Genomic DNA, 24,574 nt, shown 5'->3' with positions numbered 1-24,574 from the left:
ATGACCCACGCATTTATCTGTGATGGAATCCGAACCCCCATCGGACGATATGGCGGTTCGCTATCCAGCCTGCGGGCTGACGATCTGGCCGCCCTGCCACTGCGGGCATTAATGGCTCGTTATCCGGCACTGGATTGGGGACAAATTGATGATGTCATCCTCGGCTGCACCAATCAGGCAGGAGAGGATAACCGCAATGTCGCACGTATGGCCTTATTGCTGGCGGGATTGCCAGATACAATCTCTGGCACAACGGTTAATCGATTGTGTGGCTCCGGTCTGGATGCACTGGCCTTCGCCGCTCGCAGCATTAAATCTGATGACGCCCAACTGATTTTGGCGGGCGGGGTTGAATCCATGACCCGTGCCCCTTTTGTGATGGGCAAAGCAGACAGTGCATTCAGCCGACAGGCTGAGATCTTTGATACCACACTCGGCTGGCGTTTTATCAACCCCTTGATGCAACAACAGTTCGGCACAGACTCCATGCCAGAAACGGCAGAAAATGTTGCAGAACAGTTTCAAATTAGCCGTGATGACCAAGATGCCTTCGCCTTACGCAGCCAGCAACGTGCCGCCAGCGCGCAACAACGCGGTGTACTGGCCGAAGAAATCCTCCCTGTCACTCTGCCCCCAATCCATAAAAAAGGCATAGCAACCGTCGTCTCACAGGATGAACATCCCCGACCAGAAACGACGTTCGAACAGTTACAACGGCTCAAAACGCCATTTCGTACTGACGGTACGATTACCGCAGGTAACGCCTCCGGCGTCAACGATGGCGCAGCGGCGCTTATCATCGCCTCAGAAACAGCAGCATTACACCAAGGGCTGACACCACGGGCACGTATCGTCGCAACAGTAACATGTGGCGTTGAACCTCGCATCATGGGGATCGGGCCATTGCCTGCAACCCGCAAAGTACTGGCACTGACAGGCTTAAACCTAAACCAAATGGATGTCATTGAGTTGAATGAGGCTTTCGCCGCCCAGTCACTGGCTGTTATGCGCCAACTGGGATTACCTGATGATGCAGAACACGTAAACCCGAATGGAGGGGCAATTGCACTGGGGCATCCTCTGGGCATGAGCGGAGCCCGCCTTGCACTAACCGCCACCCTTGAGCTGGAGCGACGCGCCGGTCGTTATGCCTTGTGCACCATGTGCATTGGTGTGGGACAGGGCATCGCCATGATTATTGAACGTATTTCATAACAACGATTTTTTCTGTACCGATTTTCTTAGCAGCAATTGATACGCGATTACCTGACTTAACCAGCACCTGCACATAACGATAAACACAACCTGTTACAAACAAGTCAAGAAAAGGACAGGCAACTATGAGCAACAGCGTACAAAATCTAAAAAAATCCCCTGAACAACCTCTGGATTCCATTGAGTTTGCTTCACGTGATGAGATTCAGGCGTGGCAATTTAAACAGATAAAATGGACTCTCAATCACGCCTACAATAACGTTCCTATGTACCGCCACAAATTTGATGCGGCAGGTGTCCATCCGAGTGATTTCAAGCAACTCGATGACATCACCAAATTTCCTTACACTACCAAACAAGATCTGCGGGAACACTATCCTTTTGACACCTTCGCCGTACCAATGGAGCAGATTGTGCGCATTCACGCCTCATCCGGCACAACGGGACGTCCAACCGTGGTGGGTTATACCCGACGGGATATCGACATTTGGTCAGAGCTGGTCGCCCGCAGCCTGCGATTTGCGGGAGCCAGCGCCAAAGACAAAGTCCACGTCGCCTACGGTTATGGCCTGTTCACGGGCGGTCTGGGAGCGCACTATGGTGCCGAACGACTGGGAGCAGCGGTCATTCCTATGTCTGGCGGCAACACCGAAAAACAGGCGCAACTGATTATGGATTTCAAGCCTGACATTATCATGATGACCCCTTCTTACTGCCTGACTTTACTGGATGAATTGGAACATCAAATGGGTGGGGATGCCAGCAAGTGCTCCTTGCGTATTGGTATCTTTGGCGCAGAACCTTGGACAGCCGCTTTGCGGGCGGAAATTGAAACACGCATGGGTATCAAGGCATTGGATATCTACGGCCTGTCCGAAGTCATGGGGCCGGGCGTTGCGATGGAATCACTGGAATACGCCGACGGCTCCACCATTTGGGAAGATCATGTCTACCCTGAAGTGATTGATCCTGACAATCTGAATAACTTGGCCGATGGCGAAACCGGAGAACTGATTCTCACAACCCTGACCAAAGAAGCCATGCCCGTGATCCGTTACCGTACCCGCGACCTGACACGCTTATTGCCCGGTACAGCACGTAATATGCGTCGTATGGACAGGATCACCGGACGTTCCGATGACATGCTGATTATCCGTGGCATCAACGTGTTCCCATCACAGGTAGAAGAACAGATTATCCGCTTTAAGGAACTCTCTCCTCACTATCAGCTGGAAATACATCGCAAGGGCAACCATGACTGCCTGTCAGTCAAAGTTGAACTGAAAGAGCCAAACCTGCTAAACCATGAACAAAGTTGCAACCTCTGTCATCAGTTGCGCCATCACATAAAATCGATGGTAGGACTCAATACTGATGTCAGCATCGTCAACTGTGGTGCCATTCCGCGCTCAGAAGGCAAGGCGGTGCGGGTCATCGACAACCGGCCACGCGAATAACCTTTTGCCACCGCAAGTTAAATAATGTGAAACGGCGGTGGCCTTATAGTTATGCTAATGTCATGACACACTTTTGAGCAGATCACAGAAAATATGGCACACAAACTCGACGATTTTATCCGGCACGCCCTCAATGCACAGCCTATCAGCGGAACATCGCTGATCATCTCCTTATATGGAGATGCGCTCAGTCACCGAGGAGGTGAAGTCTGGCTTGGCAGTTTGAGTCTCTTGCTGGAACCGATGGGGTTCAGTGACCGTTTTGTGAGAACATCCGTATTCAGGCTGCAAAAAGAGGGGTGGCTTGCGGTAGAAAAGCTGGGACGACGCAGTTATTACCGCATCGCTGAACGAGGCATGAATCAGTTTCGTTATGCAGAGAGCAAAATTTATCTCAGTGAGCAACCGGAATGGGATGGAAAATGGGATCTACTGCTACTCGAAAGAGTTGCTAAAAACGAGCGTAACCGCCTGAAAAAAGAGCTGGACTGGCTTGGATTTGCGCAACTCAACACCACCCTGATGGCCGCACCAAGCAGTACCCAAAGAGATATCCCCGCCCTGCTGGGGGAACTGAACGCCAGCGATTCCGTCATCTACTTCCGTGCTGATTATCCTTACCCGCGTTCGGAACAGAGCCTGAAAGAACTTGTCTCTATCAATTGGTCACTGGAACAGATATCGCAGCACTATCACGAATTTATTGTTTCCTTCCGCCCATTAATGGCCCTGCTGCGGGATTGCCATGAAGCCGACCTGACACCAGAACGTTGTTTCCAATTGCGCCTGTTGTTAATTCATTTTTACCGCCGCATAGTACTGCGTGATCCAATGCTGCCGGACGCGCTGCTGCCCACACAATGGGAAGGGCTGATTGCCCGTAACTTGTGTATAAATATTTATCAGCACATTGACCTTGCAGCGACGCGTTACGTCAGTGAACGTTGTGAAACAACCATCGGTCAACTACCTCAACCCACCGCAGCGTATTACCGACGGTTTGGTAGTTTACATAGAAAAATGATTGCGCAGTGGAATGAGCGTCTAATTTTAATAGATTCCGAATAATAACAAACACCCTATGAAAAACTACTTCGACAGCCCTTTTAAGGGCAAAAGAGGGAAAATAAGTCACCGATACCCAAATCCATTAAATATAGATTTAGGTATTGATTTCAAATCATTGCCTTTACCAAACTGCCCGCAGACTGCGGGCAGATTCATTATTATTTGATATCAAGCACCTCAGAAGGCTTTATCATGATTTTCTGCCCATGCAATTCACAATCATCAATAAGTTGAATTATGCCTTCTTTAGCCCATAAAGCCTGATGATTCATGGCTTCCTTAATAAGGAACAACATATTCGTTTATATCAATAAAAGGCTTACTGAATATAATTAACCTATATAATTCATCATAGTCTCCATCTGGAATTTCCCAATTAATCAAACGATTAGCAGTTTTCCAACAAATAACAACTCGCTCAAATTCATTCTTTGAAAAAACAGTAAGAGAGAATGAAATAATAATAAAACCAATGAAATATTTCATATACAATCTCTCATCTAAGGTAATCATCTGATAATTTATAAAATTCTTATCCTTACAACGAGAATAGTTTGGTAAAATTTGGCCCCGGAGATTTAGACTCCTCTGTTCTCCATGCAATAACTTCTTTATTTAATATTCTATTACTTTTTGCTATATCGATAGAATTTTCGATCATGATCGCTCAAAAGGACTAATCATTTTTTTGCCGGCCTGCTAGGGTAATAGGTTTATTTATCATCATTATTTTCTGATCAGGCACTGTAATCTCACCCTGATTCATTAGCCATACATGCAAGAATCACGTGTAAAAATAAGGAAAAATCATGTCGAAGCTCATTTATTATGTCGCTGCCACAATGGATGGTTACATTGCTACTGAAAACCATGAATTAGGTTGGTTATATGATTGTCCGCTGAGTGATGACGCCACACCTTATGAAGAATTTTATCAAAATATCGGTGCCGCGATTATGGGGGCTGGAACCTATGAGTGGATTATGGAGAATGCAAAAGATGAATGGCCATATCAGGATATTCCTGCCTTTATCCTCTCCTCAAGAAACCTAACGATTTCTGCTGACATTAATGCCATTGTCACTCAAGAAAACCCTAAGGATATTGCCAAAAACGCAAAAATCGCAGCCAAAGGTAAGACGCCTCATAAGCAACGATGTTTGCACAGTGGCGCAATTGAAACCGTCATGGATGTTAAGTTAACGAAATAACTATGAATTCAGGGTATCCATATGGCTCTGTTTTCCTCTCCACGCCTTGCCCGTCTTTTTGAGATGATTCAGGCAGAACAATTGCCACAAAATGAGTTGGCAAAACGTTTTAATGTTTCCAGCCGTACCATTCGTACGGATATCAGCGAATTGAATGACATTCTGCACCGTTACGGGGCGCAGATCTTTTATAAACGAGGGAGCGGTTATATTCTCCATGTTGATGATCAAACCTTATTTGCCACCCTGCCAAAACAACGGAAAGCGATCCAGACGATCCCCAGAACCGCACGCGATCGCACCGACACATTGCTGCTGAAACTATTATTAGAACCAGATCCCATCAAACTGGATAATATTGCCGAAGCATGGTGCATCAGCCGTGGTACGTTGCAACATGATATGAGCACAGTGCGCGAAAGGCTTGGCAAATACGCCTTGCAACTGGAAAGCATCCCTCGCTTCGGCACCAAATTGAATGGTGATGAACGCTTAATTCGTGCCTGCCTGACCGACATATTACTACATCGCTTTTTGCAGGAAATGGAACTGCCACTTGATCAAATCAAGATTGATACCTTAGCGCATATCGATCTGATTCATATAGATTTACCCCATATAGACCTGCTCCATATTGAAGAAACCCTACAAAACAACCTCAATCGGTTTGATATCCAATTAACCAATACAGGCCGCCAATATCTGATCTTCAACTGTGCGGCTTCCCTGCTGAGAATTCGTCGCCATCATATGATAGGGCTGAACCCGATAGCGCAAGAGCCGATAACACAGGAGTCGATAACACAGGGGTCGATAACACATAACAAAAAACTTCAATTGGATAAATTTCAACTAGATAAAACTATTCAGAAGGTAGCAGAGGAAATTTCAGCTTCATTTACCAGATTTGTAGAAAATGGAATACCTCCCACAGAGATCCATTACCTCGGCAGACAAATTGCCGTACAGCGTATTCCCCAACATGGCGATTCCGTTTTCAGCATTCTTGAAAGCCAGCGCTGGGCCGACGATATTCTTAACGATATCAATGAATCCTATAACTATGATTTACGCCATGACAACCGGCTGAGAAACGATTTGGCGATGCATTTAAGCCTGTTAATCAGTCGGTTGCAGCACCAAATCAGCACCCAAAATCCCCTGCTGGCGGATATCAAACACTATTACCCTTTCGCCTATGATGTCACCGTCAGCGCACTGACGCGCATTGGAGATCAGCTTCCTTATATCATCAATGAAGATGAGTTGGGATATCTGGCCGTACATATCGGTGTCGGGCTGGAACGTCATTATGGCACAGGCAATAACCGCCCCATTCCGGTTTTGCTTGTCACTGATGCAGGCAACGCAATCCAGCGTATGATTGAGGCACAAATTACCCGCGAATTCTCACAACTCAAGCTCCAGCGCATACTGCCATGCCATGAATACAACAAATTAGCCTATGTGGAAGAGAATTTCGTCATTACAACTCTGCGTCTGACTGAGAAAAATAAACCTGTCGTTAAAATTTCCCCTTTCCCTACCCCTTACCAGCTAGAGTTGATCGGGCGGCTCACAATGGTGGATCAAACCCGTTCTTCCATTCTTGAACGCTTCTTTGACCGACGTTATTTCATCGTGATTAAGGAAGAAATAACTCAGGAAGCACTGTTCAAAAAAGTCTGCCGAAAACTACAAGCAGATGGCTATGTCAACGATGATTTTCTTCCCTCGTTAATTGAACGGGAATCCATTCTCTCCACGTTGTTTAGAAAAAATACGTTGGGGAAAAATACGTTGGGAGGGAATATGCCGGGAGAAAATATCGCTTTGCCCCATTCGTTGGGATTACTGGCACTGAAAACTGTTGTCGTCACTATCCTCGCCCCCAATGGAATTGAATGGAGTAAAGAAACCAAAGAGCGAGCCAACGTGATTTTCTTGCTCGCCATCAGCAAAGAAGATTATGAAGAAGCAATGTCCATTTACGACCTTTTCGTCACATTCGTTAGGGAGAAAGCCGTCAAAAGGCTGCTACGTAGCCGGAATTTCGATGATTTTCAGGTGATCGCAAAAGACAGCCTTGGAAGGGTAATTTAGTTTTCTACATTTTTAAAATATCAACTGCCAAAATATCAAAGAAAATCATTGGCTATAATGTGACCATCCTCAAAGGTTAAGAAAATCATTTTCTCCGCTTTTTACGCATTTTCTCACTCAAAAAGCCCACAATTCTGCGCCGCACCACCCTGTTTTTAATGAATTTCCACTTTGAAACGGAAATTAGCCCACTCCAAAGCCAAAAATAAAATCGATAAGGTCATTTCAGCAAACAAAACTGTATTCGTTTGTGATAGGGCAGCGATTTATCGTGGTCGATTTGATTGGGAAACTTTTATGAATAATCCCTCAATACATTTCAATATGGCAGAAGGAAGCCTTGATCCCGAAACGGTCAGCCAAGAAATATTGGCTCTCATAAAGAAATATCTGGCAGCAGAAGAGGCTTACACCACACCTGTTCAGCAACAAATGCTGGTCTCCCACATTAAGGCAATGGTAGAGAGAGCCAAGACAGGAGAATCCTTGCCAGAAGTGGATATTTCACTGTTTGATGAGATTTCACTAGAGTCCATAATACTGGCTGCACAAATCGTCGAAACCCTGCCCAATCTGTCTGTCGAAGAGGTTTATCTGCTATCCGTGCATTTTGAAATTGCACGTTCCAATCCTTGAATATTTGGAGGCAGAGCCCATGAGCGAAAAACAAATCGTCGTCGTTATCGGTGATCGCTTGGGTAAAGGACAAAACGTTGCCATAGGCATTGAAGCCGCTGGCGGAAAAGCCATTGTGATTCCGGGCGTGGCGGCAGACATGAAACTGGGCGATATCATGCACCGAGAACAGGCCGATATTGGCATCTCGTTTTGTGGTAGTGGCGGCGCAGGTGCGATCACGGCGCAAAACAAATACGGCTACTCAGTTCGTTACGGTATGCGCTCTATTGAAGAGGGCGAAACGGCGATCCGTGAAGGCTGTACGGTGCTTGGTTTTGGCTTTATGGACAAAGCCGAGCTGGGCGAGCGTCTTGTGCGTGCCTTTATCAAAAAGCAGGGGGAAAAATCATGAAAGAATTGCTTGAAACCTCTGTTCGCGTCAGTGGCTCCGGTGCTTCCCGCCAAAAAGCCATCGCTGATGCCCTGAATGCAGTGCAGCGCACAATATTACAAGGAACTGCTCACATTATCCTGCGCATCGAACCCAAAGATATTGCTGTTGTCAGCGCCACCAGCGAAATCACCATAGAAAAATTTCTGTTCTTCTTTCTTCCCCGTCAGCGCGAACACTATTCAGTGGTGCTGGATGTGATCGTCAATGTCACTTTACTGGATGTCGAGGCTATCCATTTCAGCTCATCCATTTCAAGCAATTCATGTATGCCAAAGAAAAATAGCACCACAGAAAAACGTCATACTGGCAGAACATGATGGAGGGAGAAACGATGAGTACTACGGCCTCTTTTATCGAAATACTGGGCATGTCGCTAGTTATTGGTGGACTATGCGGTTTTGGCCTTGGTGCCGGAGCGGCACGGATGTTCCATGCGCCGACCATTCAGGGCATGGGGGCATTTCGCACGTTAGGTGAATTGAATGCCTGTGAAGGTGATCCGGCCTCCCATTTCTCTTTTGGCCTTGGTTTCTTTTTTAACGCCTGGGCGTCATCGGTTGCCGTCGGCGCGTTCACGCAGGATGTGGATCATCGCATCATTCCCAATTGGGGTGCTGCGGTCCTGATGATCAGAAACCGCAACATAGCGGAAACTCTGCACAATCCGAAAAAAATGGCGATTGCTTGCGGAATTGTCGGGGCGCTGTTGGTGGCGTTCCTGAATACCACGGCTTCCGCCGTTCCCGCAGCGTTGCAGACCACCGCCACTAATGTACTCGTCCCGGCCGCCAATTTGCTGGTCAATACCGTGATGCCCGTGCTGTTCTGGCTCGCCGCGATGGATGCCGGTCGCCGTTCTGGTTTCTGGGCTACTCTCTTCGGCGGTTGCGCCCAACTCATCATGGGCAATGCTATTCCGGGCTTGGTACTGGGTATTTTGATCGGCAAAGGTGTCGATGATAACGGCTGGAACAAAATCACCCGCATCCTACTGATCGCCGTCGTTTTGCTGTTTATCCTCAGCGGATTCTTCCGGGGATTCGATATAAAGTTCCTGCAATCTTTCATGTTGGATGTACCAAACTGGCTGCATCATATCCATCAATTTCTGGGTGGGAAATAACCATGAAGACTGAATTGAACAAGCATGATTTCTGGTACGCAGAATGGACATTTCCCCTGTTTGTTGGCCTGCTGTCAGCGGGAATTTTTGCTGGTACACATATGTATGTGGTGTACGGATTTGGTGCATTTAATGAAGTGGCATTTGTCGCGATGCTGCGTTCCGGTATTGATACCGGTGTTTATGGTGCCGTTGCGGCATTTGGTGCCAGCTTTCTGTTTGCCCGTATCGTCGAAGGCTCATTGGTTGGGATTCTGGATATCGGCGGTGCTCTGCAAACTGGTATCGGTTTAGGTATTCCTGCACTCTTGCTGGCAGGAGGTTTTGATTTTTTAGTCACCAACTTCTGGGCATCGTTGATCACCGGCATGCTGCTAGGTGTTGCTGTTGGTCTGGTGATCATTCTCGCCCGTAAATTCACCGTTGCACAGGGAAACTCTACTTTTGGCGCAGATGTCATGATGGGCGCGGGTAACGCATCAGGGCGTTTCCTTGGGCCTCTCATTATTCTGGCTGCTATGGCAGCTTCCATTCCTATTGGCCTGGGTTCATTGATTGGCGCACTGCTGTTTTATATGTGGAAAAAACCCGTGGCAGGAGGTGCAATTCTGGGAGCGATGTTACTCGGCTATTTTTTTCCTGTCGTAACATAATAATAAGGACAGGTATCTTATGAATGATTTAATTATTAAACAAGGAAAGCTCATTAACGGGGGTTTCATTGATATTGTGATTAATGATGGCAGGATCACCGCCATTGGCCCTTCTGCCGCAACCGGGTTGCCATCTATCAAGGAAATTGATTTACATGGTCATTATTATATCAGCGCCGGCTGGATTGATGCCCATACTCATTGTTACCCACACTCTCCCCTCTATTTTGATGAACCCGATTTAATTGGTGCAGCCTGCGGTGTCACAACAGTTGTGGATGCCGGCAGTACGGGAGCGGATGATATTGATGACTTTTATGCCGTGTCGCGTAAAGCCAAAACAAATGTCTATGCTTTCCTGAATATCTCCCGTACCGGTATCTGTTGCCAAAATGAATTAGCTGACATGGTTCAGATTGATAATAAGCAACTGCAAAATGCCGTCAGACGTCACGAAGGCTTTGTTATCGGACTGAAAGCCCGCATGAGTAAAAGCGTGGTTGGTGAAAATAGCCTCCAGCCACTTATTCAAGCCAAAACCATGCAAGAAACGAACGGATTGCCACTGATGGTGCATATTGGCAATACTCCTCCCAATCTGGAGGAAATAGCTGATCTGCTAACCAAAGGCGATATCATCACCCACTGCTTTAACGGCAAGCCAAATCGTATTCTGGATGATAATGGCAATCTGAAACTTGCCATGCAACGGGCACTGGCGCGAGGCGTTATTCTGGATGTCGGACATGGTACAGAAAGCCTTAGCTTCACCGTAGCTGAACAAGCCATCAAATTCGGTGCCTATCCTCATATGATCAGTTCCGATATCTACCAAAGAAACCGCATTGGAGGACCTGTTCACAGCCTTGCTAGCGTAATGACGAAATTCCTCAATATGGGATTGTCTGCCGAATACATTCTTAACTGCGTGACAATCAACGCGGCCAATTTACTTCATCTGCCACGCAAAGGTCGGTTGGAACGCGGTCGTGACGGTGATATCACGATTTTTGAACTGAAAAAACAACGCACTGAACTTGTCGATGCAGACGGTCACATCAAGATTGGCACGCAACAATTTATTCCCATCGCAGCCATCATTGCAGGCGTTCATATTGTCGTAGCAGAAAATACAGCATCGGGAAGTATAGAAAGCATATCTATAAATAATGCCGTGAAGAAAAGGGGCAGGATCAATGGCATCCCTCTATGAAAAATACCAGTTACGTAAAGTAATCAACGCCGCCGGACGTATGACGGCGTTAGGTGTTTCCACGCCTTCCGATCACGTTATTGAGCAGGTTACAGCAGGACTGAGGCACTATTTTGAGATGGATGATTTGGTGGACAAAACCGGTGATTACATCGCCAAATTACTCGACGTGGAAAGTGCTGTTATCGTTTCTTGCGCTTCTGCCGGAATCACCCAATCTGTGGCAGCGGTTATTGTCAGAAATGATAATGACCTACTGTTTAACTTGCACAATTCACATAAGTCGTCTGATAAATCAGTTCCCCGTGAAATCGTACTGCCCAAAGGCCATAACGTAAATTTTGGCGCTCCAGTTGAAACCATGATTACACTGGGAGGAGGTAAAATCATTGAAGCGGGATTTGCCAACGAATGCAGTGCAGCACAAATAGCCGATAAAATCACGCCGTACACCGCTGCCATTCTCTATATCAAGTCACATCATACCGTGCAAAAAAGTATGTTGACCGTGGCAGATGCCGCACATGTTGCACAAGCACACAATTTGCCTCTGATTGTGGATGCTGCTGCCGAGGAAGATTTAGCGCTCTATTATCAGCAAGGTGCAGATTTGGTGATTTACAGCGGTGCCAAAGCAATTGAAGGGCCTACCAGTGGACTGGTGATTGGCAAACAGCCTTATGTGGAGTGGGTCAAAAAGCAACGTCACGGCATCGGGCGCGCCATGAAGATCGGTAAAGAAGGTATTCTCGGCCTGACGCTGGCTATCGAAAAATATCTGAATGGGACAAAAGAAACAGGAGCAGAAATGGTGGTAAGAATGACACCATTTATTGAAAGCCTGAATCGTATTACAGGAATCTCCGCCAAGGTCGTTTGGGACAGTGCAGGCCGCGATATCGCCCGTACTGAGATCATATTTGATGAACAGAAAATCGGTAAAAATACATTCGATATTCTGGCACAACTCCGGCAAGGCAATACTGCGATCTATTTTCGGGAATACAAAGCCAATGAAGGCAAAATCGAAGCAGATATCCGCAGTGTGACATCAATGCAACTTGATACGATTGTAACGGAGCTTAGGCGAGTGGTGATGAATGGCTTTAATCTTATAAGATGCTAAAGCTTCATCAGGAAAATCTTTCAAATTGAATATGATGATCGCCTCAGCATGAGCCATAATAGTCACTGCGCCCACATGGCGATCATCTTAATCTTTATGAGTAGATTTTTAATCCATTCGTCATGAATATCAACCAACCAACGGACACGAAACTGCCCTCTTAATACAAGATACATTAATCGATAACCTGTGTTATTTTGAGTCAAGCGTTATATACTCAAGATAAAAAATTTCTATATCATCATGGCATACAATAAATCCCTCTCTCATTAGTTATGCTCTAAAATTTTTCTACATTTCATAGAAGAAAATAGAAACATATAATTATAAAAAATAAATTTGGCATTCAATTAAATTTAAAAACATCTGAACAAAACACTATAATATTAGACGCATTGTAGCAATTCCTTTATTTCATTCCCCATGAAAAATAGATATGGAATAAACATGATCGCCATCATGCTAAAGATCTATTCCTGACATACAATAATCTCCACGCCTGATAAGGCGGAGATAGAGAATGGATAATAACAGACGCCAGATAAACATTTTCTTTATCAGTATAATTACCACTATGTTTTTAATTTTCATTTCTCAATATGTCATTGGCAAAAGAGAAATAAAAATTGGCATTTCCATCATACCAATTTTACCCATGTTATTTTCGGTAATTATTGGCATGATAATTCCTTCTGAATTCACTCGCAAAAAATTAAAATTATGGGGTAAGTTTTTCACTAAAAAGGAAGAAGACTTTTGTGGGAAAATGGTCGGAATTGGTCTGTTAGTCTTGGAAACGCAATATGCCGGCATGATCGTACCCAATATTAAAATGATATTAAGTATTGGTATCCCTCTATTTATTCAGGAAATTGGTAACTTACTGCCGATATTTATTGCCATTCCGTTGGCGAGGCACTGGCAGCCGGCTCCGGTGTAGGTTCAGGATCTATGCTAAGTGCCGCATCCGGAGCACTGATTCATGGGTTGGATGAAGCAATGGCACAAAAGGTATTGAGTGTCGCCGCTGCCTCTAATCTGTTATCGTCCGCTCTGGGGGCGCTATCTCTGACCTATCTTGGCCTGCCTCTTTCAGAAAAGATTTACAAAATCTTCAACAAAGAGGAAACCGTATGAGAAATATCATTATCGATATGAAACTGGTTTTCGTGGCAGTCATACTCGCTATGTTTACCCAGACACTAACATCAGGGATCATCATTCATCATATGTGGGATAGCTTTGTTGCAATGTCCCTCGTCGTGTTTCTCTCTCTTGTGGCAAAACACTATTTGCCTTCATCACTACCAGCATTCGCTTATGCCACGATTATCGGTATTTTAATTTGCCTGCCAGACACAGCAATAAGAACGTTTTTTCTCCACGCCATTGGTAAAGTCTCTTTTTTATCCTGCTGTGTCCCGCTACTGGCTTTTGCTGGTTTATCTGTCGGCGGTCAGTTGGAAGAGCTGAAAAAAATGTCTTGGAAAGTTATCGTCATTTTCATGGTCGTTTCCACCTGCAGTTTCTTCGGTGCTTCTATCATTGCTCAAATTGGATTCAGCATAAAAGGGGTAACCTAGTGAATAAGAATCAATATAACGTCAGTGAAAAACTGTTTGAATTGAACGCATTCAGCAAAAAGACACGTCAGGATTTACATAAAATCCCTGAATTATCCGGTCAGGAATTTAAAACATCCCAATATTGCCGTGACTTAATGAGCGGTTTTGGTTATGCCATCACATTCTATGAGGGTTATACCGGTTTTATTGCTGATTTAATCACTGATCCAACAAAACCCCTGATTGCATTCCGTGCTGATATGGATGCCCTTGCCATGCCTGATATGACTAACAATGAATATAGCTCAGTTCATGACAGGTGTGCCCATAACTGTGGTCATGATACCCATATGACCATCGCCCTGACTGCCGCTAATTATTTGTCACAGCATCGGGATGAAATGAATGCCAACGTGCGTTTTATCTTCCAAATGGCTGAAGAAGACATGCGTATTCCGGGAGCGGATAAAATGGTTGAACTGGGCTGCATGGAAAGAGTTAATGAGGTGTACGCCCTGCATAATAATGGCGCACAGGATACCGGATATATCAGTTTCAATACCGGAGTGATGTCATCATGGGGTTCAACATGGACGCTGGATGTATATGGTGTTTCCGCCCACGGTTCCACGCCCCAAAAAGGATTGGATGCAATTCGTGAAGCCAGCCGTATCCTTGATTACATGGACTACATCATCGCCAAGAAAACCGATCCTTTCAGTCCCGCAGTATTCTGCTGTGGCATGATCAAAGGTGGAACTATCCCCAATGCCGTAGCCGATCACGTTCAGGCTCGGGGAACTATCCGCGCAATGGATAAAGAAACCGATCAAATTCTGAAAAACAGCTTTCAGGAAATTATTGCACGCAGCGAAGCTGGAGGCTTCAGAACAACCATCACCTATAATAGTTATCCCGCAGTGGAAAACCACCCATATGCACACCAGCGTATTCTGGAAGCCGCAGCCAAATTCCTGCCAGTCAAGCATATCAACTCAAATAGCCATCCCATGACTGGCAGCGAAGATTTCAGCTATATGATTAATGCGACTAAAGATCGCATTGGCGCAATGTTCTTTCTCGGTAGTGGCAATAAAGCTAAAGGGATCGATAACTACCTGCATTCCAATCCTTATTTTATTGACGATGACTGCCTTCTGGTTGGAGCGCAAATATTTATCAATCTTGTAACGCACTAATTATTTTCCGCGTCCGGTGATAACAGCGCTAACCGGACGCGATATCATTCAAGGGCGATATCAAAGAATAGGCAAACTCTCCAACACCAAGCCCCTGTCGCACATAATGTTTGATAATCTCTGTATCCGTCGCCGTCAACGCAACTTTCGGTGTCACTCCATTTTGATAGAACACCGTGTCCAACATAGAGTGTTCTGATTCGGGAGTTAGGTCAGGTTCCCCTCTAATAAAAAATGGAGAAAAACAGCATGGGAAACGCAGTAAAAATCGGTGATATCGGTACAGAACACGGGGATTGTTCAGCCACTTCCGTTATTAGCGGTGCCAGCACGGTTAAAGTTGATGGAGCTTATCTGGCAAGACAAGGCGATGCATTATTTCCCCATTCGTCGCACTCACGGGCGATAGCGGGGGGATCCGGCTCCGTGTTTATTGAGGGAAAACCTGCCGCCAGAACGGGGGATGCCGTTGATTGTGGTGGTGTGGTCATTGGCGGCGGCAGCGTAAATATTGGTTAAGGATATAAATATGGTTTCAACAAAAGCAGGCTCTGCAATATGCGGTTATGTGGACGCGACGGCCAAGGCTGATGCAAAATTACTGGTCGCACTGGAATCAAAACCTAAAAATTTAGATTTGGTGCTTTATCATGATGGAATTAAGGCATCGGTGGATTTGGATTTTGCTTTTGGTATAGGAAAAAACGAATCTAGCGATGATGATAAAATTAATTCAACTGTAAATATTGAGAAAAAAGAAGGAACGGGACGTGAATGGGTATTTCAAAAACCACTTTCTAAAGATAAATCACCCTATCGGATTTCTTTGGGGTAGTGTTTTACTGTGTTCTTATATGTTATTTAGCGCTTCTGCATCAGGGAAAACGGATATGGAATATAAATATTTACTTTCATTTAATACGCATCAAAGCTTTTGTCTGGTACGTATTAATGGCATGACTGCCATGGATAATTTAAACTCTCCAAGTGGAACTCAATCGAGCGGTATAAATTCAACGGCTTTTTTAGAGAATGGCTCTAATTCAATGGAATTACTATTCGGGGGTTTTGGGAAAGAACTCCAACCTACATCCTGGTGTGAAGCCACATTAAAAAAAGTATCAGCTCACAGTGAAGATGAAATTATTTATCATGGTTGCGACTCAGTAGAATGCGAACCTTTCTTTATATTGCCATACGACGGGGTAAACCCATAACCCACATCTATTAATTACCAAAGTAATTAAAAACTCTACAATAATAAGCGTTACAAATATAAAAAATCCTTTAATTTCAAATTAATGGCATAAAATGTGATCTAAAACTCAAACAAAGCATCTTTTCATATTCAAAATATTAAAATCTGTCTAGGATTAATCTGCTATTATTTCAGTCTATTCATTATCTCATCACGAGAGTAATCATTCTGTTAATCGCACGGTTAATCGAAAGATTCCGTTATTTATAACTCCTGCCATACAAAGGAGAAAAGGCATGAAAAAAAAACAAATAAATAAAAAGGATGTTGATAATCTTATCACCTTGATTGGTGGAAGAGAGAATATTGCTTCCGTCAGTCATTGTATTACCCGCCTCAGATTCGTTCTTAATACACCAGAAAATGCCGATGCCAAAGCCATTGAGGAATTACCGATGGTTAAGGGGTGTTTCACCAATGCCGGGCAATTTCAGGTGGTGATTGGAACGAATGTGGATGTCTATTATAAAGCCCTGCTTGAGACCACAGGAAAACAATCCGTTAATAAAGAAGAAGTTAAACAAGCTGCTCGTCAAAATATGAGATGGTATGAAAATGCAATTTCACATTTTGCTGAGATATTTTTCCCATTACTGCCAGCCCTGATCAGTGGCGGTTTAATTCTTGGTTTTCGTAATCTGATCGGGGATATCCCATTTAGTGAGGGGAAATCGCTCGCTCAACTCTATCCTGTTTGGCGCAGTATCTATGATTTTCTCTGGCTCATCGGTGAAGCGATATTCTTCTACCTTCCTGTAGGTATCTGTTGGTCTGCGGTCAAAAAGATGGGCGGAACGCCAATTCTTGGGATTATTCTCGGAATTACGCTGGTTTCCCCGCAATTGATGAACGCTTATCTGCTGGGGCAGCAAGCGCCCGAAGTTTGGAATTTCGGATGGTTCACCATTTCTAAAGTCGGTTATCAGGCACAGGTTATTCCTTCCTTATTAGCTGGTCTAACGTTGGGATGGATTGAAACGCGGCTGAAAAAATGGATGCCAGACTACCTCTATCTTGTTATTGTTCCTGTGACTTCTCTGCTACTGGCAGTCTTCCTTGCCCATGCCCTGATTGGCCCGGCCGGACGCGCTATCGGGGACGGTGTTGCTTGGGCTGTCAAAGGATTAATGACTGGTAGTTTTGCTCCCATTGGTGCCGCCTTGTTTGGTTTCTTCTACGCTCCGCTGGTGATCACAGGTGTACATCAAACAACGCTGGCAATCGACCTGCAAATGATCCAAAGCACCGGAGGAACTCCAATCTGGCCTATTATTGCGCTGTCTAATATCGCTCAAGGTTCTGCTGTTGTCGGCATTGTCTGGGCCAGCAAGAAACAAAAAGAACGCGAGGTTTCCATTCCTGCGGCAATTTCAGCCTATCTGGGTATCACCGAACCCGCCATGTACGGCATCAACCTTAAATACCATTACCCAATGTTCTGCGCGATGATTGGCGCGGCTCTGGCTGGGCTGATTTCTGGACTCAATCATGTGACTGCCAATGGTATCGGCGTTGGGGGAATCCCAGGAATCCTTTCTATCAAGCCGCAATTCTGGATGATTTATCTTATTGCTATGCTCGTCGCAATTATCGTGCCGTTCCTATTGACCGTTCTGGCTTATCGTAGAAATGAACGCAAAGCGGCCTTACCCAATGAACTAGCTAATTAATTTTGCAGGTATCTATTTATGACGGAACAAAAACCATGGTGGATGAATAGCGTTATCTATCAAATTTATCCAAAAAGTTTTCAGGATAGTGCCGGTAGAGGTGTGGGAGATATCAACGGGATCACCCAACGGCTCGATTATCTACAGCGACTCGGTGTTGATGCCATCTGGATAACCCCAATTTATCCATCGCCACAAGTTGATAATGGCTATGATGTCGCTGATTACTGCGCTATCAATCCTGATTATGGTTCTATGGAAGACTTTGATAATTTGGTGCAAAATGCGCATCACCGTGGCATTCGCATCATTTTGGATATGGTTTTCAATCACACCTCAACCCAACATTCGTGGTTTCAAGCGGCACAGGAAGTTGATAGCCCTTATCGCCAGTTTTATATCTGGCGGGATGGTTCCGAAGGTTCCCTACCCAGTAACTGGAAATCTAAATTCGGCGGTAATGCGTGGCAATGGCATGCAGAGAGTCAACAATATTACCTTCACCTGTTTGCGGTAGAACAAGCCGATTTAAATTGGGAACATGAACCAGTTCGCAACGAGCTGAAAAAAATATGTGAGTTCTGGGCTGATCGCGGTGTTGATGGCTTGCGGTTGGATGTCATTAATCTTGTTTCAAAACAGCAAGATTACCCTGATGATGATCATGGTGATGGCCGCCGATTCTACACCGATGGCCCACTGATACATGAGTATCTGCAAGAAATGAGCCGTGATGTTTTCCAACCAAAAGGATTGATGACCGTTGGTGAAATGTCCTCTACAGGCCTTGAGCACTGTCAGCGCTATGCTGCTCTGGACGGAACAGCATTGTCCATGACATTTAATTTTCACCATTTGAAAGTTGATTATCCAAATGGTGAAAAATGGACTCTCGCAAAACCAGATTATGTTGAATTGAAAAAGATTTTCTCAACATGGCAGCAAGGTATGCACCAAAAAGCGTGGAATGCGCTCTTCTGGTGTAATCATGATCAACCTCGCATTGTTTCTCGATTTGGGAATGAACATCAGTACCACAACATATCCGCCAAAATGCTGGCAATGGTGCTGCATGGTATGCAGGGTACGCCTTATATCTATCAGGGTGAAGAGTTGGGCATGACAAACCCTCACTTTATGCATATTGAAGACTATCGGGATATCGAAAGCCTGAATATGTATCAAGAGCGCATTGAGAAAGGCATGCAACCAGAGGATATACTGGCAATTTTGGCACAGAAATCCCGTGACAACAGCCGAACTCCTATGCAATGGGATGATTCTGCAAACGCAGGGTTCACCACAGGAACGCCATGGATTGCGCCTTGCAGTAATTACTCAGAAATCAACGCCGAAGCAGCATTACAGAATGAAGATTCCGTTTTCTATTGCTACCACGATTTGATTAAATTAAGAAAGCAACAGCCTATCCTGACATATGGTGATTACTTGGATCTGCTGCCAGAGCACCCATCACTGTGGTGTTATATACGGCGTTGGCAGGATCAAACCTTGCTGGTCATCGCAAATCTAAGCGATGAAACACAACTTTGGTCTCCAGAACCTTCTCTTTCAAACAAAGAATGGCAGGTATTAATAAGTAATTATCCATCTTCCGAACAGGTTGATCATGAAATGAAAATTAAACCTTATGAGGCAATATACTTAATATCCACACAATAATATTATTTATGCAGATTTATCTGTCATAATATGTTGTTTACAAAATACTTTAGATACTCTATCTCGCTAAAAACAAGGTGAGATAGAGTATACTTAAAAATATCAACAAAATTATGCAACCAGAATAAAACATAAGTAAATATCATATTTACTCAATGTTAAAACAAATAATAAAGACAGACTTTAAATTCAATGTGATACTTTATAACTCCTGATATCTTTAAAAATAAACATATAGAAACAAAAAAAATTGCCCTTTAACAAGGAGAGATAAACATGTTTCAAATTTCAAATCTCATTCTAGTTAACAGTACCAATTCCGTTTGGAAAATAACTTCAAAAAAATTTCATAATGTTGATGTCTCAAACTTTCCAAAATCAATCAAATCTAAAGAAGATTTTTATTTCTCCATTATATGCGTTGATGACAATGTAACCAATTGTAATTTTGAAATAAAATATCAAATAATAGATTCAGAAAACAATAGTTTTATAATACGAGGAAGGTATAAAACCGAACTTGAAAAGTTTGATTTGGAAATTCACCTAGATAATTTAGAAACAAGAAGCCATAAAAAAGGCTCTACAGTCAGTCTTGGTTGGAAACCAAATGGATTGATTCACTTCTTTCTTATTGGTGATGTTGGTAATTATATAGGCCCTGATATAAATACTGAATCTTGGATGCAAGACTATAGCAATATACTGGGGGAGCTGCCAATTAATAAACTTTGTATTCCGGGTTCCCATGATGCAGGAATGAGTACAGTAACATGGAAAACCACTTTAGTTTCTGAGTGCAACACTCTAACTCAATCTAATGATGTCTTAGGACAATTGAAACTCGGTATAAGATACTTTGATATTAGACCTGTCCTTAGCGATGGGAAATTTTTTACTGGTCACTATAGAGATATAATTGTATGGGAAGGCGCAAATGGTGAATCAATTGAATCTATTGTTAATGGAATAAACCTGTTTACAGAATCTCATAATGAGTTAATTATGATAAGACTTGATCATTCCCTCAATTTAGATGTAGGTTTCTGGCATAAATATCGTCCTTTTAACAAAACTGAGTGGTTTGATTTATTCAGTCAATTAGTTAACATTAAACATTTGTACTATCATAATGGTACGGAAAATATTTCCAACTTAACTTTGAATTCCTTAACCAATAATGGAACTCGCCCAGCCGTTTTATTCTTTATAGAAAACAAGAAAGCTGATATTGATCTGGAGCAATATAAAAATTATGGCTTTTTTTATCTTAGCGAGTTAGATATGTATCATCTTTATTCTAATACAAATAGCGCATTTCAAATGGGGTCAGATCAAATTAAAAAGATGAAAGACTATGCTCCAAAACAATATTTTGAATTATCGTGGATCCTGACCCAAGATCCTTTACAAGCATCGACATGTGCTACAACTCTTTCCTCTGACATTAAGCATTTGGCAAATAAAGCAAATAGTAAATTAGTTGAATATCTTTATCAGCACATCACAGATACCGTATACCCGAATATCATTCTTATTGATAATGTGAGAGATACAGTGGCTACGACTTTCGCTTTAGCTATTAATTGGAAAGTACTTTCTTATTCTAAATAAGAAAAAATATCCTCATTAGCATTACTCTTGCTGATCAGTATTTATATATTCATGCAATGGCATCTGTACAGAATCTGTGCCATACTTTTTTAGTCTCAAACGAGGAGTATCCATTATGTTTTACTCAAAATACTTAACTTATTTAGGGGCAAGCTGTCTACTATTATCAGCTTTTGCACAAGCGCATATAGAATGGATGATGGCTGGCTCGACATTCGATTCTCCTGCAAATTAGATGCAACCGGCAAAGCCCAGTCATTCCAGTTTGAAAAAATTGTTCCGCCAAAATTGCAAACCGGGCCAGGGCCTGTCGCTCCTCTCAATAAGGAGAAGTAAATGAAATATCTCTGGTTTATATTACTAATCTTCTCTCCACTGAGTTTCGCTGCCAGTTTTGACTGTGCAAAAGCCAAGACACCGGATGAAAAGGCAATTTGTTCAAGTTTAAAGCTGAATGATCTGGATGTGGAAATGAGCGTGAAATATCACTTTCTGCGGGGATTGTTTGCCATGGGAGTGTCAGGCGAGATGTATGACAGCCAAACTGCATGGCTGAAACAGCGCCAAAAATGTAAGGGAGATACTGCCTGTTTACTGCAAAGTTACCATATACGCATTAATCAACTTGATAAGCTGTATGATTTAATAGAGAAACCGATTTGATAGTAAATATTCAGGGACTCAGGGAGAGGTTGTCTTTCCCTGAGTTCTTTATAAAAAATCATGTTACCCTTTTTTATAAATATCTGGATGAAAAATCAGCACCACGTTGCCAATAATCTGAAGCCGGAAATATTTCCGGCTTTATACTCAGCAACCCCTCAAGGAGATTTCGCCACCGATATAGGGCGTAATAACCCCATTAATATCAAGTAACAGAGCACCTTGCCAATCAATTCCACGGGCTATACCATGAACTTCTTGATCGCCAATAATTAATTTCACAGGACGATTAATAAAATTATCTAACTTAAACCATCGGGGAATGAAAGGTGTTAGCCCTTCGTTTCCAAACTGAATTAATGATTCTTTAAGTTCCTTTATGATTTCAGCAACCAACTTATTCCGCTCAATAATCGTTCCTGATTGTTGTAAATTAGTCCAATGCTGGTTAATTGATTTCTGTTGATCGTTACTCATCGAAATATTCATACCTATTCCAATCACAACATGAGCTGCATCTCCTGTTTTTCCCGTCAACTCAACCAATATTCCTGCTAGTTTTTTATCATCCAAATATAAATCATTTGGCCATTTTACTTTTACTCTCTCTGCGCCCTGGCGGTTAAGAACTTCCGCAATAACAATACCTACTACTAAACTTAAACCTATTGCTGCTGCTGGTCCCTGCTCCAAACGCCAATACATGGATAGATATAAATTTCGACCAAAAGCAGAAACCCATGTCCTACCACGGCGCCCTCTACCTGCATACTGGTATTCTGCAACACAAGCATCCCCTGAATCGAGTTCTGCTAATTTTTCCAGAATATACTGATTTGTAGAATCAATAACAGGTATCACTTCAATGTGATTATTGGGAAGATAATTTTTAATAATTTCTTTATCCAAGAGATTCATTGGGGCAGGAAAACGGTAACCTTTACCTGAAACAGTTAGAACTTCTACTCCCCACTCACGAATAGTTTGAATATGTTTATTAATTCCTGCTCGACTCATTCCCAACTCTTGACCAAGTTGCTGACCTGAATGAATCTCACCATCAGATAACACTTTAATTAGTTTTAACGGAGTACTAATATCTTTCATGAAATACATTCCACGGCATCTATCTCACCTTCACTACCAATGAAACGAACCTCAGGCTCTAAGAAAATATTAAATTTTTCGGCAACGTTATTATATATATAAGCAGCCAAAGCAATGACATCTTGTCCCGTTGCATTACCTTTATTAATTAATACCAGAGCTTGTTTCGTATGTACGGCAGCACCACCAATAGAATAGCCCTTCAATTGACATTGATCGATAAGCCAACCCGCAGCAATCTTTACACTTTGCTCATTATAAGGATATTGGGGACAGTCTGGATATTCAGACTTAATTTTGTATGCCAATTCAATCGATACAATAGGATTTTTAAAGAAACTTCCAGCGTTCCCCATCAACATAGGATCTGGCAGTTTACTCTGACGCATTTCACACACTGCATCGAATATTTGTTTTGGAGTAACATTTTCTCGTGAAAACTGCGCTAAGGCACCATACGTTAAAATTGGCTCCCATTTCTTATTCAAACATAAGCCGACGGCGGTGATAGCATAACCATCTTTATATTGATGTTTAAAGATACTGTCTCTATACGCAAATTGACACTCATTCGCCGTCAGACGAATTGGATTGCCTGTTTTTAGCTCGATAAAATCCACATATTCACAGACATGTTTAAACTCAATTCCATATGCCCCAATATTCTGGATTGGAGCAGACCCAACATTTCCGGGGATCAAGGCTAAATTTTCCAAGCCGTAGATTTGTTGTTTAAATAAATAAGTAATCAGCTCATGCCAATTTTCACCTGCACCAACATGAATATGCCATGCAGTATCAGATTCTTGTATATTAATACCAAGGATACGATTTAGAATCACAGTACCTTTAAAATTCTCAGTAAAGAGGACGTTACTTCCCCCTCCCAGCAATAAAATAGGATGATTCTTTTCTATTGCTTCTTGCCATAAGGCCAGAAGAGACTCAATAGAGGTGGCTATACCGATATAATCAGCACTGGCTGAAATACAAAATGTGTTTAACGTTTTTAACTGAGTAGATTGACAAACAGACATTCACTTCAAACTCAATAGATAATTTGAGCGTAGTCTATCAGACTCTACATTTGAAAGATAAGCAAGTAATTGACCAATACTTATATCTTGTTGAAAAACCTAGAAATGCAAAAGGCCACTCATATGAGTGGCCTTTTGACTGGGTATTAAAGCTTGGCAGTTCCCTACTCTCACATGGGGAGACCCCACACTACCATCGGCGCTACGGTGTTTCACTGCTGAGTTCGGCATGGGGTCAGGTGGGACCACCGCGCTATTGCTGCCAAGCAAATTCTGTTTTACTTGCCGAACATATTATTCATGGTGCTGATACCCAGATTCGAACTGGGGACCTCACCCTTACCAAGGGTGTGCTCTACCAACTGAGCCATATCAGCAAATGCTAAAAATAAAAAGTGTTGCCAAATGGGCAACACTTATAAATTGATGTCTGGCAGTGTCCTACTCTCACATGGGGAGACCCCACACTACCATCGGCGCTACGGTGTTTCACTGCTGAGTTCGGCATGGGGTCAGGTGGGACCACCGCGCTGTTGC

Annotated in this window: 27 protein-coding genes, 1 tRNA gene, 2 rRNA genes and 1 pseudogene; 24 read left to right on the top strand and 7 right to left on the bottom strand. The window is 43.3% G+C overall.

Annotated features, from left to right (window positions below):
- The 3 genes from pcaF (at nucleotide 1) to paaX (ending at nucleotide 3,740) form a co-directional block, all read left to right on the top strand.
- Nucleotides 1–1,215 carry a 3-oxoadipyl-CoA thiolase gene (gene pcaF, locus PSI23_RS07050; protein WP_273554417.1) on the top strand — a complete coding sequence of 405 codons (1,215 nt, stop codon included), beginning with the start codon at nucleotides 1–3 and terminating at the stop codon, nucleotides 1,213–1,215.
- 125 nt (nucleotides 1,216–1,340) lie between these two features.
- Entirely contained in the window at nucleotides 1,341–2,672 is a 1,332-nt protein-coding gene (gene paaK / locus PSI23_RS07045) for a phenylacetate--CoA ligase PaaK (protein ID WP_273554416.1), read from the top strand.
- Nucleotides 2,673–2,765: 93 nt separating this feature from the next.
- Entirely contained in the window at nucleotides 2,766–3,740 is a 975-nt protein-coding gene (paaX, locus tag PSI23_RS07040) for a phenylacetic acid degradation operon negative regulatory protein PaaX (protein ID WP_273554415.1), read from the top strand.
- A 279-nt stretch (nucleotides 3,741–4,019) separates the two neighbouring features.
- Here paaX and PSI23_RS07035 read toward each other — a convergent pair whose 3' ends face one another.
- On the bottom strand, nucleotides 4,020–4,226 hold the full coding sequence (locus tag PSI23_RS07035; protein ID WP_273554414.1) for a hypothetical protein: 207 nt from the start codon (nucleotides 4,224–4,226) through the stop codon (nucleotides 4,020–4,022).
- Between the two features lie 323 nt (nucleotides 4,227–4,549).
- Here PSI23_RS07035 and PSI23_RS07030 point away from each other — a divergent pair, with 323 nt between their 5' ends.
- The 13 genes and pseudogenes from PSI23_RS07030 to PSI23_RS06970 all read left to right on the top strand — a co-directional run bounded on the left by PSI23_RS07030 (nucleotide 4,550) and on the right by PSI23_RS06970 (nucleotide 15,005).
- Nucleotides 4,550–4,951: a dihydrofolate reductase family protein gene (locus tag PSI23_RS07030; RefSeq protein ID WP_273554413.1), complete on the top strand. Its 402-nt coding sequence runs from the start codon at nucleotides 4,550–4,552 to the stop codon at nucleotides 4,949–4,951.
- Nucleotides 4,952–4,972: 21 nt separating this feature from the next.
- Nucleotides 4,973–7,054, top strand: a complete 2,082-nt coding sequence (locus PSI23_RS07025) for a BglG family transcription antiterminator (protein WP_273554412.1) — start codon at nucleotides 4,973–4,975, stop codon at nucleotides 7,052–7,054.
- A gap of 297 nt (nucleotides 7,055–7,351) precedes the next feature.
- Entirely contained in the window at nucleotides 7,352–7,690 is a 339-nt protein-coding gene (locus PSI23_RS07020) for a PRD domain-containing protein (RefSeq protein ID WP_273554474.1), read from the top strand.
- 19 nt (nucleotides 7,691–7,709) lie between these two features.
- Nucleotides 7,710–8,084 (top strand): SFCGS family glycine-rich protein, encoded by a 375-nt coding sequence (locus tag PSI23_RS07015; RefSeq protein ID WP_273554411.1) that lies wholly within the window; start codon nucleotides 7,710–7,712, stop codon nucleotides 8,082–8,084.
- Nucleotides 8,081–8,368: pseudogene (locus tag PSI23_RS07010) on the top strand (DUF4312 family protein); the annotation flags it as partial. The gene PSI23_RS07015 and the pseudogene PSI23_RS07010, both read left to right, overlap by 4 nt.
- Before the next feature lie 89 nt (nucleotides 8,369–8,457).
- Nucleotides 8,458–9,249 (top strand): DUF4311 domain-containing protein, encoded by a 792-nt coding sequence (locus tag PSI23_RS07005; RefSeq protein WP_273554410.1) that lies wholly within the window; start codon nucleotides 8,458–8,460, stop codon nucleotides 9,247–9,249.
- Nucleotides 9,250–9,251: 2 nt separating this feature from the next.
- Nucleotides 9,252–9,902, top strand: coding sequence for a DUF4310 family protein (locus tag PSI23_RS07000; RefSeq protein ID WP_273554409.1), 651 nt, complete (start codon nucleotides 9,252–9,254; stop codon nucleotides 9,900–9,902).
- A 19-nt stretch (nucleotides 9,903–9,921) separates the two neighbouring features.
- Nucleotides 9,922–11,115: an amidohydrolase/deacetylase family metallohydrolase gene (locus PSI23_RS06995; protein WP_273554408.1), complete on the top strand. Its 1,194-nt coding sequence runs from the start codon at nucleotides 9,922–9,924 to the stop codon at nucleotides 11,113–11,115.
- Nucleotides 11,099–12,241, top strand: a complete 1,143-nt coding sequence (locus tag PSI23_RS06990) for a DgaE family pyridoxal phosphate-dependent ammonia lyase (RefSeq protein ID WP_273554407.1) — start codon at nucleotides 11,099–11,101, stop codon at nucleotides 12,239–12,241. The genes PSI23_RS06995 and PSI23_RS06990 overlap by 17 nt, the downstream gene beginning before the upstream one ends.
- A 520-nt stretch (nucleotides 12,242–12,761) precedes the next feature.
- A complete protein-coding gene (locus tag PSI23_RS06985) occupies nucleotides 12,762–13,181 on the top strand; it encodes a DUF3100 domain-containing protein (protein ID WP_273554406.1) in 420 nt (139 codons plus the stop codon).
- A gap of 11 nt (nucleotides 13,182–13,192) precedes the next feature.
- On the top strand, nucleotides 13,193–13,378 hold the full coding sequence (locus PSI23_RS06980; RefSeq protein ID WP_273554405.1) for a DUF3100 domain-containing protein: 186 nt from the start codon (nucleotides 13,193–13,195) through the stop codon (nucleotides 13,376–13,378).
- A complete protein-coding gene (locus tag PSI23_RS06975) occupies nucleotides 13,375–13,824 on the top strand; it encodes a hypothetical protein (RefSeq protein WP_273554404.1) in 450 nt (149 codons plus the stop codon). The genes PSI23_RS06980 and PSI23_RS06975 overlap by 4 nt, the downstream gene beginning before the upstream one ends.
- Entirely contained in the window at nucleotides 13,824–15,005 is a 1,182-nt protein-coding gene (locus PSI23_RS06970) for a M20 metallopeptidase family protein (RefSeq protein ID WP_273554403.1), read from the top strand. Before PSI23_RS06975 ends, PSI23_RS06970 begins: the two co-directional genes overlap by 1 nt.
- A gap of 28 nt (nucleotides 15,006–15,033) precedes the next feature.
- Here the strand turns inward: PSI23_RS06970 and PSI23_RS06965 are convergent, their stop codons facing one another.
- Nucleotides 15,034–15,192, bottom strand: coding sequence for a type 2 periplasmic-binding domain-containing protein (locus PSI23_RS06965; protein WP_273554402.1), 159 nt, complete (start codon nucleotides 15,190–15,192; stop codon nucleotides 15,034–15,036).
- A gap of 62 nt (nucleotides 15,193–15,254) precedes the next feature.
- On the opposite strand from PSI23_RS06965, the gene PSI23_RS06960 reads away from it, so the two are divergent.
- From PSI23_RS06960 to PSI23_RS06925, 8 genes are all read left to right on the top strand, one after another.
- Complete coding sequence (locus PSI23_RS06960) at nucleotides 15,255–15,524, top strand: PAAR domain-containing protein (RefSeq protein WP_273554401.1); 270 nt, start codon at nucleotides 15,255–15,257, stop codon at nucleotides 15,522–15,524.
- A 10-nt stretch (nucleotides 15,525–15,534) separates the two neighbouring features.
- Nucleotides 15,535–15,840, top strand: coding sequence for a hypothetical protein (locus PSI23_RS06955; protein ID WP_273554400.1), 306 nt, complete (start codon nucleotides 15,535–15,537; stop codon nucleotides 15,838–15,840).
- 55 nt (nucleotides 15,841–15,895) lie between these two features.
- Entirely contained in the window at nucleotides 15,896–16,222 is a 327-nt protein-coding gene (locus tag PSI23_RS06950) for a hypothetical protein (RefSeq protein ID WP_273554399.1), read from the top strand.
- A gap of 277 nt (nucleotides 16,223–16,499) precedes the next feature.
- Nucleotides 16,500–17,933: a PTS trehalose transporter subunit IIBC gene (gene treB / locus PSI23_RS06945; RefSeq protein WP_273554398.1), complete on the top strand. Its 1,434-nt coding sequence runs from the start codon at nucleotides 16,500–16,502 to the stop codon at nucleotides 17,931–17,933.
- Between the two features lie 18 nt (nucleotides 17,934–17,951).
- Nucleotides 17,952–19,616 carry an alpha,alpha-phosphotrehalase gene (treC, locus tag PSI23_RS06940; protein WP_273554397.1) on the top strand — a complete coding sequence of 555 codons (1,665 nt, stop codon included), beginning with the start codon at nucleotides 17,952–17,954 and terminating at the stop codon, nucleotides 19,614–19,616.
- 276 nt (nucleotides 19,617–19,892) lie between these two features.
- Complete coding sequence (locus tag PSI23_RS06935) at nucleotides 19,893–21,230, top strand: PI-PLC domain-containing protein (protein WP_273554396.1); 1,338 nt, start codon at nucleotides 19,893–19,895, stop codon at nucleotides 21,228–21,230.
- Nucleotides 21,231–21,422: 192 nt separating this feature from the next.
- Nucleotides 21,423–21,566, top strand: a complete 144-nt coding sequence (locus PSI23_RS06930; protein ID WP_273554395.1) for a hypothetical protein — start codon at nucleotides 21,423–21,425, stop codon at nucleotides 21,564–21,566.
- Nucleotides 21,567–21,893, top strand: a complete 327-nt coding sequence (locus PSI23_RS06925; protein ID WP_273554394.1) for a lysozyme inhibitor LprI family protein — start codon at nucleotides 21,567–21,569, stop codon at nucleotides 21,891–21,893.
- Nucleotides 21,894–22,040: 147 nt separating this feature from the next.
- Here PSI23_RS06925 and birA read toward each other — a convergent pair whose 3' ends face one another.
- The 5 genes from birA to rrf (PSI23_RS06900) form a co-directional block, all read right to left on the bottom strand.
- On the bottom strand, nucleotides 22,041–23,000 hold the full coding sequence (birA, locus tag PSI23_RS06920) for a bifunctional biotin--[acetyl-CoA-carboxylase] ligase/biotin operon repressor BirA (protein WP_273554393.1): 960 nt from the start codon (nucleotides 22,998–23,000) through the stop codon (nucleotides 22,041–22,043).
- Nucleotides 22,997–24,037, bottom strand: a complete 1,041-nt coding sequence (gene murB / locus PSI23_RS06915; RefSeq protein WP_273554392.1) for a UDP-N-acetylmuramate dehydrogenase — start codon at nucleotides 24,035–24,037, stop codon at nucleotides 22,997–22,999. Before murB ends, birA begins: the two co-directional genes overlap by 4 nt.
- Nucleotides 24,038–24,188: 151 nt before the next feature.
- Nucleotides 24,189–24,304, bottom strand: a 5S ribosomal RNA gene (gene rrf / locus PSI23_RS06910).
- A 34-nt stretch (nucleotides 24,305–24,338) separates the two neighbouring features.
- Nucleotides 24,339–24,414, bottom strand: a tRNA-Thr gene (locus PSI23_RS06905).
- A 51-nt stretch (nucleotides 24,415–24,465) separates the two neighbouring features.
- Nucleotides 24,466–24,574 (bottom strand): 5S ribosomal RNA (rrf, locus tag PSI23_RS06900); the annotation flags it as partial.

This window comes from Xenorhabdus yunnanensis, from assembly GCF_028598805.1.
GTDB lineage: Bacteria > Pseudomonadota > Gammaproteobacteria > Enterobacterales > Enterobacteriaceae > Xenorhabdus > Xenorhabdus yunnanensis.
This window is presented reverse-complemented; position numbering and strand designations above follow the sequence as displayed.